Origin of the sequence: Flavobacterium xanthum, assembly GCF_900142695.1 — a bacterium.
In the GTDB taxonomy this organism is placed as follows: Bacteria; Bacteroidota; Bacteroidia; order Flavobacteriales; family Flavobacteriaceae; genus Flavobacterium; species Flavobacterium xanthum.
In genome coordinates this window covers 32,992-46,422 of record NZ_FRBU01000023.1, presented here as the reverse complement: position 1 = coordinate 46,422, position 13,431 = coordinate 32,992, and the positions used below count along the sequence as shown (strand labels likewise).

Annotated in this window: 12 protein-coding genes; 6 read left to right on the top strand and 6 right to left on the bottom strand. The window is 35.4% G+C overall.

The window, feature by feature from the left end; all coding sequences use genetic code 11:
• Nucleotides 1–18: 18 nt before the first annotated feature.
• Together BUC11_RS10860 and BUC11_RS10855 are read right to left on the bottom strand one after the other, a co-directional pair.
• Nucleotides 19–1,059, bottom strand: a complete 1,041-nt coding sequence (locus BUC11_RS10860) for a cysteate synthase (RefSeq protein WP_073354007.1) — start codon at nucleotides 1,057–1,059, stop codon at nucleotides 19–21.
• Nucleotides 1,060–1,128: 69 nt separating this feature from the next.
• Nucleotides 1,129–3,264, bottom strand: coding sequence for a S9 family peptidase (locus BUC11_RS10855; RefSeq protein ID WP_073354005.1), 2,136 nt, complete (start codon nucleotides 3,262–3,264; stop codon nucleotides 1,129–1,131).
• Nucleotides 3,265–3,335: 71 nt separating this feature from the next.
• Here BUC11_RS10855 and BUC11_RS10850 point away from each other — a divergent pair, with 71 nt between their 5' ends.
• Nucleotides 3,336–3,656: a YbaB/EbfC family nucleoid-associated protein gene (locus BUC11_RS10850; protein WP_073354003.1), complete on the top strand. Its 321-nt coding sequence runs from the start codon at nucleotides 3,336–3,338 to the stop codon at nucleotides 3,654–3,656.
• 85 nt (nucleotides 3,657–3,741) lie between these two features.
• On the opposite strand, the gene BUC11_RS10845 is transcribed toward BUC11_RS10850, so the two are convergent.
• Nucleotides 3,742–4,764: a threonine aldolase family protein gene (locus BUC11_RS10845; protein WP_073354002.1), complete on the bottom strand. Its 1,023-nt coding sequence runs from the start codon at nucleotides 4,762–4,764 to the stop codon at nucleotides 3,742–3,744.
• 191 nt (nucleotides 4,765–4,955) lie between these two features.
• Here BUC11_RS10845 and prfB point away from each other — a divergent pair.
• Nucleotides 4,956–6,051 (top strand): peptide chain release factor 2 gene (gene prfB, locus BUC11_RS10840; protein ID WP_139259466.1). Its coding sequence is split into 2 segments (ribosomal slippage): nucleotides 4,956–5,018 and nucleotides 5,020–6,051, totalling 1,095 coding nucleotides; the frame shifts between segments, so codons are not numbered across the junction.
• 145 nt (nucleotides 6,052–6,196) lie between these two features.
• Here the strand turns inward: prfB and BUC11_RS10835 are convergent.
• Nucleotides 6,197–7,108 carry a phospholipase A gene (locus BUC11_RS10835; RefSeq protein WP_073354000.1) on the bottom strand — a complete coding sequence of 304 codons (912 nt, stop codon included), beginning with the start codon at nucleotides 7,106–7,108 and terminating at the stop codon, nucleotides 6,197–6,199.
• A gap of 185 nt (nucleotides 7,109–7,293) precedes the next feature.
• Here BUC11_RS10835 and lpxD point away from each other — a divergent pair, with 185 nt between their 5' ends.
• From lpxD to BUC11_RS10815, 3 genes are all read left to right on the top strand, one after another.
• Nucleotides 7,294–8,295, top strand: a complete 1,002-nt coding sequence (gene lpxD / locus BUC11_RS10825; protein WP_073353997.1) for a UDP-3-O-(3-hydroxymyristoyl)glucosamine N-acyltransferase — start codon at nucleotides 7,294–7,296, stop codon at nucleotides 8,293–8,295.
• Between the two features lie 160 nt (nucleotides 8,296–8,455).
• Nucleotides 8,456–10,084 (top strand): acyl-CoA carboxylase subunit beta, encoded by a 1,629-nt coding sequence (locus BUC11_RS10820; protein ID WP_073353996.1) that lies wholly within the window; start codon nucleotides 8,456–8,458, stop codon nucleotides 10,082–10,084.
• A 149-nt stretch (nucleotides 10,085–10,233) separates the two neighbouring features.
• Nucleotides 10,234–10,866, top strand: coding sequence for a hypothetical protein (locus BUC11_RS10815; protein WP_073353994.1), 633 nt, complete (start codon nucleotides 10,234–10,236; stop codon nucleotides 10,864–10,866).
• A gap of 90 nt (nucleotides 10,867–10,956) precedes the next feature.
• Here the strand turns inward: BUC11_RS10815 and BUC11_RS10810 are convergent, their stop codons facing one another.
• Nucleotides 10,957–12,006: an AMP-binding protein gene (locus tag BUC11_RS10810; RefSeq protein WP_073353993.1), complete on the bottom strand. Its 1,050-nt coding sequence runs from the start codon at nucleotides 12,004–12,006 to the stop codon at nucleotides 10,957–10,959.
• A 39-nt stretch (nucleotides 12,007–12,045) separates the two neighbouring features.
• The gene (locus BUC11_RS10805; protein ID WP_073353991.1) at nucleotides 12,046–12,957 is read right to left on the bottom strand and encodes a CPBP family intramembrane glutamic endopeptidase; all 912 of its coding nucleotides are present in this window, start codon (nucleotides 12,955–12,957) and stop codon (nucleotides 12,046–12,048) included.
• A gap of 105 nt (nucleotides 12,958–13,062) precedes the next feature.
• On the opposite strand from BUC11_RS10805, the gene BUC11_RS10800 reads away from it, so the two are divergent.
• Nucleotides 13,063–13,407 carry an ArsC/Spx/MgsR family protein gene (locus BUC11_RS10800; RefSeq protein ID WP_073353990.1) on the top strand — a complete coding sequence of 115 codons (345 nt, stop codon included), beginning with the start codon at nucleotides 13,063–13,065 and terminating at the stop codon, nucleotides 13,405–13,407.
• Nucleotides 13,408–13,431 lie beyond the last annotated feature (24 nt).

Below are 13,431 nucleotides of genomic sequence, written 5' to 3'. Positions count from 1 at the left end.
TCATTTATAATTTTCAACTTATTTTATCATTTCAATTTTTTGAACTTCTTCTTCGTTGATGCTGTCAAAGAAACCTTGTTCATTCATCCAATCATCGCTAAATACTTTACTCATATACCGAGAACCGTGATCCGGGAAAATTGCGATTACATTACTGTTTTCGTCAAATTCACCTTCTTCTGCATATTGTCTTATCGCTTGCATCACTGCTCCTGAAGTATATCCAACAAATAAACCTTCTTTTCTGGTGATTTCCCGGGCTGCATGAGCGCTTTCCTCATCCGTTACTTTCATGAACTTATCAATAATATCAAAATCCGTTGCGGATGGAATTAAATTTTTCCCCAGACCTTCTATTCTGTATGGATAAATTTCATCATTATCGAATTCTCTGGTTTCATGGTATTTTTTCAATACAGAACCAAAAGCATCCACGCCAAGAATTCTAATATTTGGATTTTGTTCTTTTAGGTATTTTGCCGTACCTGAAATAGTTCCGCCTGTACCACTACAAGCAATCAAGTGTGTAATCGCACCATTAGTTTGTTTCCAAATTTCCGGTCCGGTAGACTTATAATGCGCATCAACATTTAACTCATTGAAATACTGATTGATATAAACCGAGCCTTTCGTTTCTTCGTGCAGACGTTTGGCTACGTTATAATACGAACGTTCATCATCAGCAGAAACATGTGCCGGACAAACATATACTTTAGCACCTAAGCTGCGAAGCATGTCTATTTTATCTTTAGATGATTTAGAACTAACAGCAAGAATGCAGTTGTAGCCTTTTATGATACTGACCATTGCTAAACTAAAACCCGTATTTCCTGAGGTCGTTTCAATTATCGTATCGCCCGGAGATAAAATACCTTTCTTTTCAGCTTCTTCAATGATGTATAATGCTATTCTATCCTTTGAGGAATGTCCTGGATTAAAAGCCTCTACTTTAGCGTAAAAATTTCCTACTAATTTTTCGGTAACTTTATTTAGCTTAATAAGTGGCGTGTTTCCTATCAGTTCTAAGACATTATTATAAGCAGTTATTTCTTTTTTCATAAAAAAATAGTTAATCGTGACAATTTTTCATTAAACACGAATGTTGCAAATTTAACAAAAAAAATCTAATTAGTTTTTAATTCCCTCTAAATCTAACAAAAAGCTAAATTCTTTTGCTAATTCTTTGAGCGCTTCAAATCGTCCAGAAGCACCACCATGGCCAGCATCCATGTTCGTATTCAAGTATAAAACGGTATCATTTGTTTTTTGAGTTCGTAGCTTTGCAACCCACTTTGCAGGCTCCCAATACTGCACCTGAGAATCGTGAAGTCCGGTTGAAACAAACATATTAGGGTAGTTTTGAGCTTTTACATTATCATAAGGCGAATAGGATAACATATAATCATACGATTTTTTCTCGTTTGGATTTCCCCACTCGTCATATTCTCCAGTTGTAAGCGGAATCGTATCATCAAGCATCGTCGTGATTACATCTACAAAAGGAACCTGAGCAATTACTCCATTGTATAATTCAGGCGCCATATTCACTACTGCTCCCATCAATAAACCTCCAGCTGAACCGCCTTCGGCATATAAGTGTTTAGGTGAAGTATATTTCTCCTTGATTAAAAACTTAGAACAGTCGACAAAATCAGTAAATGTATTTTTCTTTTTCAATAATTTACCATCTTCATACCACTCTCTTCCTAAATCCTCACCACCACGAATGTGCGCTATTGCAAATACAAAACCGCGGTCTAATATGGACAATCTGGTAGATGAAAAGTAAGGATCCATTGTCACACCATAGGAGCCATAAGCATAGAGTAATGTTGGATTATTGCCGTCTTTTTTTAATCCTTTTCTGTAAACCATAGAAACAGGCACTTTGGTTCCATCCGTTGCAGTAACCCAAACCCGTTCTTCTACGTAATTATTTTTATCAAATGTACCGCCAAGAACCTGTTGTTCTTTCTTGATTTCTTTCTCCTTAGTTTTCATGTTAAAATCAATAACCGAAGAAGGTGTCGCCAAAGATTGATAACTGTAACGCAAAATATCAGTATCAAAATCTACATTGGTTGTCGTATTTGCGCTGTACGTTTCGCTGCCAAAAGGCAAGTAGTACTCCCCTTCACCATTCCAAGGCATGATGCGAATATGATTCAAACCATTAGAACGTTCTTCAACCACCAAATAATTTCTAAAAATTTCAATATCTTCTAGCAAAACATCTTTACGATGTGAGATAACATCTTTCCAATTTTCTTTTGCAGTAGCATTTTCAGGAGTTTTCATCAACTTAAAATTAGTCGCTTTGTCCTTATTTGTAATGATGTAAAAAGAATCTCCAAAATGAGATATACTATATTCTAATCCACGTACTCTAGGCTGAAAAACTTTAAACTCTCCATCTGGCAGATCTGAATTTAATGTTCTATACTCCGTCGTTAAGGTACTTCCTGATGCAATTACAATGTATTTTTTTGATTTTTCTTTTCCAACAGAAACGTTGAACGTATCATCTTTTTCATTAAAAACCAATATATCGGCAGCGGAGTCGGTTGCTAGTTTATGTTTGAAAACTTTATCGGATCGCAAGGTAACTTCATCTTGCCTAGTGTAAAAAATAGTTTTATTGTCATTGGCCCATACAGAACTTCCGGTAGCATTTTCAATCTTTTCAGTAAGTAGTTCACCTGTTTCGAGATTTTTTATTTGTATGGTATAAATCCGTCTTCCCATTATGTCCGTGCCAAAACTTACAAATTTATTGTCTGGACTTATGCTTAAACCTCCCAATTGAAAATACGAATGCCCTTCAGCCAGCTCATTACAATTGAACAAAATTTCCTCTGTAGCAGCAAGATTCCCTTTTTTTCGGGAATAAATAGGGTAGTCTTTTCCAGTTTCAAAACGCGTGATGTAATAATATCCATTGTACAAATAAGGAACCGATTGATCGTCTTCCTTGATGCGGGCTTTCATTTCTTCGTATAATTCTTTCTGAAAACCTTTAGTATCCGAAGTCATGGCGTCATAATACGTGTTCTCTTGATTCAAATAATCAATGACTTCCGGGTCCTCTCTATCGTTTAACCAAAAGTAATTATCTAGCCTTTTTTCACCATGTTTTTCTAATGTTTTGGGAATTATTTTAGCTATTGGAGTTGTATTGCTTTTTGACATTATTTGTGCTTTAATTTTAGTATTTGATGCTGCAAAAATAACACAAAGACAACTGAGGATGAGTTTATTTTTCATGAATATTTTATTGATTATGACTATGCAATATAGTAATTTTGTAAATCAAATTAATTTAAAAAAATTAAAACATGGATTTAATGGGAATGATGGGCAAACTTAAAGAGACCCAACAAAAGATAGAAGATACAAAAAAACGTTTAGATACTGTTCTAATTGACGAGCAAAGTACCGATAGTTTATTAAAAGTTACGTTGACAGCTAACAGAACTATCAAATCAATTACCATTGACGACACTTTGTTAGAAGACAAAGATCAACTGGAAGATTATTTGATTTTAGTATTGAATAAAGCGATTGAAAAAGCGACAAATGTAAATCAAAGTGAACTGGATGCCGTTACTAAAATGGATATGCCAATGATTCCTGGAATGGAAGATTTGTTTAAATAAAAAAGTTTAACGTTTAAGGTTTAACGTTTTTTGATCGTGATAAAAACTTTAAACCTTAAACGTTAAACAAATTCCCCAAAAAGAATTACACTAACTTTTGCAACGTTTCTAATACATACGTGTGCATTACTTCTTTGTAATCTAGATGTGTGACAATTCGCAGTTTTCCGTGGCCCATTGAACTGATTAAAATATTTTTTTGTTTCAACAATTCGATTAAGTTCTTCTCGATACAATTTGGAACCAGTGAAAAAATCAAAATATTAGTTTCAACCGGTTCTACTGAGGCTACCCAACTCAACTTTTTTAATACTTCGGCAATTTCTTTAGCTCTACGGTGATCTTCAGCAAGGCGTTCTATATTATTATCCAAAGCATAAATTCCGGCTGCCGCCAAATAGCCTACTTGACGCATTCCGCCTCCTAATATTTTACGAATTCGCAAAGCTCTATGAATCGTAGCTTTATCAGCCAATAGCACAGAGCCAATAGGAGCTCCCAAACCCTTAGACAAACAAACTGAAATGGTATCAAAGAGTTTTCCAAACGCTTTCGGATCTTGATTTTTAGCAACCAAAGCATTCCAAATTCGGGCACCATCCATGTGAAATTTCAAATTATTGGCATCACAAACCATCTTTATTTTTTGCAAATCTTCCAGTTCATAACAAGCACCTCCACCTTTATTAGTGGTATTTTCTACGCAAACCAAACTCGTTAATGGACTGTGGTAAAATTCCGGATCATTAATCGCTCCTGCTACTTGCTCCGCAGTAATCATTCCGCGATTCCCATCCAATAAACAACAGGAAACCCCGCTGTTAAATGAAGCACCACCGCCTTCATAATGGTATACATGTGCATATTTATCCGCTATTAATTGCTCACCCGGCTGTGTATGTAATTTTATTGCCGTTTGATTCGCCATAGTTCCTGACGGGAAAAAAAGCCCCGCTTCCATACCAAACATTTCAGCAACTTTGGCTTCAAGTTCAATCACGGTGGGATCTTGTTTGTAAACATCATCACCTACTACAGCGTTTAACATGTATACCAGCATTTCGCGCGAAGGCTTTGTAATTGTATCGCTAACTAAATTTATTTCCATATTATTTTTTTATTTTTGATAAGGAGAAGCCACGACTTGTCCCTGCGTAAAATTTTTCTATTTTTGTGCCACAAATTTACACAATACCGTTTGTTAATTCCAACTAGTTCCGTTAAAACTAAACTAATTGTAGTACACAAAGGGATTTTTGATGAATATTGAAAATAGACCTATTAAATTAATACAATTTTATGACAACTACCGAACAGATTAAAGGTATTGTAGAGCGCCTTGGTGCGTTGAGGAGGTATCTTTGACGTTGATGCCAAATTAATAGAAATTTCAAACGAAGAAGAGAAGACTTTTGCACCCGACTTTTGGAATAACGCAAAAGATGCCGAAATCATTGTAAAGAATCTTCGAAATAAAAAAAAGTGGATTGAAGATTACAATAAAGCCATCGAAATGACGGACGAATTGCAACTCGCCTATGATTTTTACAAAGAAGGAGAACTTACAAGTGAGGAATTAGACGAACATTACAGCGCTACACAGGCGCATATTGAAGCCATCGAATTCAAGAACATGCTTTCTGACGAAGGTGATACTTTGAGTGCAGTGGTTCAAATAACCGCAGGTGCCGGTGGAACTGAAAGTTGTGATTGGGCCGAAATGCTCATGCGCATGTACATGATGTGGGGCGAAAAGTACGGTTATAAAATAAAAGAACTGAATTTCCAGAAAGGAGAAGCTGCGGGAATAAAAACCGTAACACTCGAATTTGAAGGCGATTATTCTTTTGGCTATTTAAAAGGAGAAAACGGAGTGCATCGATTAGTTCGAATCTCCCCTTTTGACAGTAATGCCAAGCGTCATACGTCGTTTGCTTCTGTTTATGTGTATCCGCTTGTGGATGATAGTATCGAAATTGAGATAAACCCTGCTGATATCGAAATTACAACTTCGCGATCTAGTGGCGCAGGAGGACAAAATGTAAATAAGGTGGAAACCAAAGTACAATTGTTTCATAAACCAACTGGAATCCAAATACAATGTTCCGAAACGCGCTCGCAACAAGATAACAGACAGCGTGCTATGCAAATGTTACGGTCGCAATTATACGAAATTGAGCTAAAAAAGAAACAGGCTCAACGAGCGGATATCGAAGCGGGAAAAATGAAAATAGAATGGGGATCACAAATCAGAAATTATGTGATGCAACCTTACAAATTAGTCAAAGACGTTAGAACTGGTCATGAAACCAGTAATGTTGATGGTGTCATGAATGGTGAAATTGATGAATTCTTGAAAGCCTATCTAATGATGATGGGACAAAAAGAAGAGTAATCAGCTGGAATAACTCAAAATACAATCATTACGCTTTAATAAGACCTAAATTATTTAAAAAGGCTCCACTATCTTTTATCAAAATAGTGAAGCCTTTTTTAATTATAGGATAATCTATACATAAATTGTAGCTGCAGTTAAAGATCTAAAGCCATTCAATTAATGAAACACCAAGACCGACGGTAGTTTGCAAATGATTATAATCAATCAATGTTTCCCCGTATCCGTGAGAGATTAATAAATACCCTTTTAAATTATTTTTAATAGGATAAGACCAAGAAAATGTCGAATTACCCCTAGCTTTGGAATTAAAATTAAGATTGTGACTACCAACGAAAGAAAGTATATTTCCGTTTTTAGTATACATTACATTCACATCACCTCGTCCTACAAACTCGGCAATATCTGGATTATCATCTTTCCCACCTGGCACTCGCAGCCACGGTCTGACATAAATGGTCCAGTTCTTACGTTCTAGTCCAGCGTGAAAAATTACTCTATTCCAACTTCTTGAAAAGGGCTCGCTTTTACCATTAGACTGATGATTGAAAGCGACTCCTACCATTCGGGTTTTAAAACCCAAGAAATTAAATTTAACAGGCACGTTCAAAATTAGTTCTGGCTCATAATTAACTTCTCTAAAGGGTCTAGAAAGCGCATTATTGTAAATTTGCCAGTGCGATATTTGCGTGTAAGCAACCCATAAGTCACCATGTCCCCAAAAGATACCCTGCATTACTTTAGTCTTAAAACTCAATTGAAATTTAGATTCAATATTATTATAGTTAACGCCTGGAGGAGCTACATAATCTGGATCTAAGTTCCCAGAAATTGGTTTTTCATTAGGATTACTTGTCCATCGAACGGGAAGTACATACATTGGTTTATAAGGAGTAACTAAAAAAGTTCCTCTCGTTGAAGTAGTATCCAATTCCCAACGTTCCGTCAAGTCCCTCAATTGTGTCTTGCTATTGAAAAGCGCTTGAATTTGTGCATTTGCACTAGTGGAAAAACATAACACCAAAAACAATGCTATTTTAAATTGAAAGAATTTCATAAGGATGACAGAATTTATAATTTGCAAATATACTCTTTGATTTTTAATTTTCATCAGAGAATTGCGCTGATAATTGCTTCTGCTAAAACGGTGTCTTTTCTTAAAGAAAAGGTTAGAATTAGGAATATTAACCCTAAATTCTTTTATTTGAAAATTATTAAATACCAAAACCAAATTTACATCTAATGAAATCCTTCACAGTACAAGAAATAAATGAGATTCTACAGGGAATTATTGTCGGGAATACCTCTGAAAATATTACTGCTCCAGAACAATTAGAAATGGCCAGCGCAACTGAAATTTCATTTATAGGAAATAAAAAATACGAAAAATTTTGGGCAACTTCTAAAGCTTGTGTTGCAGTTGTCAATGAGGATATTGCAATCGAACCAGGAGAAAATAGGGCTTTTATAAAAGTTAAAAATGCTGATTTAGCAATGTCGCAAGTCTTAGCGCTTTTTGCACCTCCTGCACCTTTATTTACTGTTGACATCCATCCAACCGCAGTGATAGATCTCACTGCAACTATTTGCAATGGAGCAAGAATTGGAGCGGGCTGTTACATAGGACCTAATGTGGTTTTGGGCGATAATACAACGATTTATCCCAATGTGACCATTCTTGATGATTCTACAGTGGGAAAAAACACTGTAATTTGGTCCGGAACTGTCATTCGGGAACGATGTCATATTGGGAATGATTGTATCATACATCCTAATGCTACTATCGGTGCCGATGGTTTTGGATTTCGACCGGATCCGCAACGAGGCTTGGTAAAAATTCCACAAATTGGTAATGTTATTATTGGCAACAATGTAGAAATTGGAGCCAATACTTGCGTTGATAGAGGAAAATTTAGTTCTACCATTTTAGGAGATGGTTGCAAAATTGATAATTTAGTCCAAATAGGCCATAACAGTAAATTAGGTAAATTTTGTATTATGGCTGGAAATAGCGGACTTGCTGGTTCAGTAACACTAGGAAACGGTGTAATTATAGGTGGAAGCGCTTCCATAAAAGACCACACTACTATTGGCGATGGAGCCATTGTAGGTGCTGGTTCTGGCGTTACAGGAGATATTCCTGCTGGAAAAACAATGTTAGGTTATCCAGCGGTAGAGGCTCGTGATGCATTAAAACAATGGGCGATTCTCAAAAGACTTGTAAATGAATCCAAGGGCAAATAGTTCGTTTTTTATTAAATTCATAAAAAAACAGGAGGTAACTTCTGTTTTTTTGTTTTAATAGTACACAAATAATCGATTTCATTTCTAAAACCGCAAAATAGTAAAATTTATTTCATTGGATTTTGTATTTTAGCCCAAACTATTTTAACATTATTGCATCATGGATTTGAACTTCAACAAAAACGAAGACCACAATAAACTTTTACTTTCGGCCTTGCGACAAAAACTAAGTGTGGTGAAATTGGGTGGAGGTGAAAAACGCATTCAAAAATTACATAGCGAAGGCAAGATGACCGCACGAGAACGCATCGATTACTTATTAGATCCCAAAGCAAAATGTATTGAAATCGGAGCCTTTGTTGGAGAAGGAATGTATGCTGAACACGGAGGATGTCCTTCAGGCGGAGTTGTAGTCAAAATAGGATACATTAGAGGAAAACAATGTATTGTGGTGGCCAATGATGCTACTGTAAAAGCAGGTGCATGGTTTCCAATCACCGCCAAAAAAAATCTACGTGCGCAAGAAATTGCAATGGAAAATCGACTACCAATTATCTATCTAGTAGATAGTGCAGGCGTTTATTTGCCTTTGCAAGATGAAATTTTTCCAGATAAAGAACATTTTGGTCGCATCTTCAGAAACAATGCTCAAATGAGTAGCATGGGAATCACCCAAATTGCTGCCGTGATGGGAAGCTGCGTTGCCGGTGGTGCCTATTTACCCATCATGAGTGACGAAGCTTTGATTGTAGAAAAAACAGGAAGTATTTTTCTAGCAGGAAGCTATTTAGTAAAAGCTGCCATTGGTGAAAGCATCGACAATGAAACATTAGGAGGCGCAACTACACACTGTGAAATTTCGGGCGTAACGGACTATAAAGCCAAAGATGATAAAGATGCCTTAGATAAAATAAAGAATATTGTAGACAAAATAGGAGATTTTGACAAAGCTGGTTACAGCCGAATCAAAGCAGAAAAGCCCGCATTAGACGAAAAAGAAATCTACGGCGTATTGCCAAAAGCCAGAAATGAACAGTACGATATGATGGAAATAATCAATCGTCTGGTTGATAATTCTGAATTTGAAGCTTATAAAGACGGCTACGGACAAACAATCATCACTGGTTATGCCAGGATTGATGGTTGGGCAGTAGGAATTGTGGCTAATCAACGAAAAGTGGTAAAAACCAAAAATGGAGAAATGCAGTTTGGTGGTGTAATTTATTCCGATTCAGCGGATAAAGCCACACGTTTTATTGCCAATTGCAACCAAAAGAAAATTCCTTTGGTCTTTGTTCAAGATGTTACCGGTTTCATGGTAGGATCTAAATCCGAACATGGCGGAATTATAAAAGATGGCGCAAAGATGGTCAACGCTGTTAGTAATTCAGTTGTTCCAAAATTTACTGTAATTGTTGGAAATTCTTATGGTGCTGGAAATTATGCGATGTGCGGCAAAGCGTATGACCCAAGATTAATTTTTGCTTGGCCAAGTGCAGAACTCGCGGTTATGGGTGGAACTCAAGCGGCAAAAGTATTGGCACAAATTGAAGCTTCTTCACTTAAAGCAAAAGGAGAATTAGTAGATGAAGCCAAAGAAAAAGCACTTTTTGACAAAATCAAGGCCAGATATGACGAACAAGTTTCCCCTTATTATGCCGCTTCCAGATTGTGGACGGACGCCATAATCGATCCTACAGATACTCGCACATGGATTTCAATGGGTATTGAAGCGGCAAACCACGCTCCTATCGAAAAGAAATTTAATTTGGGCGTTATTCAAGTTTAACACTGATTTTCAAGTACTTATGTGATTATTTTGTACATTTATGGCTGTTCTGCAATTTACCTATAGTACTTGCAGAACAGCTTTTCTTATTATATTAAGCCCAAAAAATCTTAACCTAATTCATTTTAATAATTTAAAATTAGAGACAAATGAAAAAGATTTCGGTTTTACTACTTGCTACTGCACTATTCCTTGGTCAGTTTATTGTTGCCCAAACTAATGGAGAGTCATCCAATGCTACAAATGAAAGGAAATCCGTTTATTTTGAATCTGGAATCAACGCTTCCTTACCAGTACATATAGAAATGTATAGAACCCACAGGTTGGGAATTGGCATAAACGCTAGAGTTGGAAAAATAGTTTCCCGAAAAGTAGAACTAGGCATTCGTTTTGACTATGATTATCGATTCATTAAAAAAAACACGCGAATACTAACCGCCGAAAGTACGCTCGCAGAAAGAGCCAGTCACAATAATTTCAGTCTGTTTTGCCTTAAACCCAACATTCAATTTAATATGAATTCGCATTGGTTTTGGGGTATAGAAACGGGTATTGGTTATGCACTTTCAGATGAAGATCCAAAGATTGGACTAGGTTTTGTGTCAGAATATGCTAGTGATCAGCAATTCGGACTGTGTTCCGGTTTGTACGTAGGAAGGTATTTTGTTATCAATCCTAAAATAAATAAAATAGGTATATCCATGAATTTAACTCAATTCTTAGCTCTTGGCCATGCTGAAAATAGTCTTGGATTCAAACTAAATTACCGCTTTTTAAACTAGTCTTTTAAAGCTAAAAACGGTCCTAATAAAAAAAGCATCTTGTGTGAAACAGATGCTTTTTTTATTAGGATAATGAAATAAGTAGTTTCTTTAAATACCTTCTACAATTTCTTTACGTTTAATTTTTCCGTTTTCAGTCTCTTTAAATTTTGCCACATAAAAAATTTCTTTCGGTTTTTCATATTTATCTAAGCCTTCAAAAATAGTATCTTCTAGAACTTGCTCTTCACCCTCTATTATTAAAGCTAATTTCTCGCCTAAATCAGTATCTTGAATTCCCGTGACAAAAAATCTAGCATGAATCTTATGAGATAATTTTGCTTCAATTTTCTCTGGTATCAATTTGATTCCGCCGCTGTTGATTATATTATCCATTCTTCCCAAAAACATAAATTGGTTCTCGCCAACTAATGCCACAAGATCATTGGTTACAATTGACCCTTTTGAAATTTCAGGAGCATCAATTACGAGACAATTTCGCTCATCCTTGGCAATTTTTACATTTGGTAAAACTGAAAAAGCTTCGGCTCCTATTTGCTTTGCAGCGATATGAGTGATTGTTTCAGTCATACCATAGGTTTCATACACTTTTGTTTTCAGTTTTGCTAGTGCTTTTTCAAGTACATTATTCACTTTTGCACCACCAATGATTACTTTTTTTACGTTTTCTAATTCCGATAAAGAATTTTGAGCTTGCAAAGGCACCATAGCAACAAAATCATATTTACAATTATTATCTAGCAAAGGATGTGCACTTGGTGCTACAAAATCAATATCGAGACCTAAAATAAAGCTTCTTACAAACATCATTTTTCCAGCGATGTATTTAGTAGGTAAACAGTGCAATGCTTTATCTCCTGGTTTTAAACCGAAAAAATCTCCTGTTGCTATCGCTGAATTGACCATTGCCTGCTTTTCAATTCGGATTAGTTTAGGAGTTCCTGTAGTTCCAGAGGTATTCATTTCCAGATAGGACTTAGCATCAAACCAATCAAGAATAAAATCACCAACTGCTTTTTCGAACTCCTCCCCTTCTTTGATAAAGCTATAAGCTACTCTGCACAAATCATTGCGGTTCAAATGAAATCCATTCAATTTAAATAAATTATGGACATTATTATAGGTTATAGTATTGATCATGGTTATGTGATTTATTAAGATATTGAAAAAATAAACATATTAAATTTTTTCTGTTAATTTTTCTTTCCAGTTGGTCCAGTTGTATTTTTTACTAAAGATAAATAAAAGTATCGGGTAAATAATAATTACCGGAAGAATAACATCAAAACCTGCTGAAGGGTCTGAAACATCTTTGAAAATAGAATGTGTCTGGAAGGCAGACCAATCCGAAGTGACGAGTAAAGCGCCAACCAAATTATTAGCAGCGTGAAACCCTAAGGCGAGCTCCAATCCCTCATCCATAAGCGTAATAATCCCTAGAAACAAGCCTGTTCCGATATAATAAACCAAAATAATGTAGCCAATTTTATCCACTTCAGGATTAAAGATATGCATCCCACCAAAAATAAGGGAGGTCATTAGAAGAGGAAACCATTTGTTTTTAGACAAATTAGCAAAACCCTGCATCAAATATCCTCTAAAAATATATTCTTCAGAACTGGTTTGTACTGGAATAAGTAGCGTTCCAATAATAACAAGAATTACAAAAGGAATTGGTTTAAAATTGATTACAAAGTCGTTGGGTTCATAAAAATAAAAAGACAACGTAGAGACTATTGTAATTGCGGACCAAAGTGAAAAAGAAAAAAAGATTCGATTCCAGTCCACTTTACTTCTAGCAGTAGTTACAGATAGTAGGGTTTGATTGTGTAAATAGCGTACTACTAAAACAACACCAAGCATAATAAAAACAAATGAAATCAATATTAAAAATAAGGTTACATTAGGCTCAAAAAACCTCATTAATGCCTCATTATTTGTTGGGTATGATGTGCCATTGGTGAATGTTTCATAAAACAAAGCCGCAACAAATAGCATCTGACCTATTAGTGAAGCTAAAACGAGTAATACCGAACCCCAAATATACTTCCAAAATCTATTTTCTGACTTTACACCTTGTTCTATAAACATGAATTTTACTTTAATTATATACCTGATTAGTTTAACAAACCTTATTTTTGTTACAGGATAAAGTTCCTTGTTTTAAAAACCGTAACAAACAAAATATAAGTTTACATGCTACAAATATACCATAATTCCCGCTGCGGAAAATCCAGACAATGTTTAGCACTTATGCAAAATTCGAACCTAGAGTTTGAAGTCATCCACTATCTGACCCATCCACCTTCATTTGATGAGCTGGCTACTATTATTGAAAAACTAAATATAAAACCAATTGCGTTAGTAAGGCAAAAAGAAAAAATTTGGATCGAAAATTATAAAGATCAAAAATTAGATGACAAACAAATTATTCTAGCTATGATATCGAATCCGATTCTAATTGAAATACCTATTGTAGTCAAGGGAAGTAAGGCAATTATAGGACGAGATTTAGTAAAAGTTAGTACGTTCATCTCATAACATTTCAATTATTTAAATTTAACA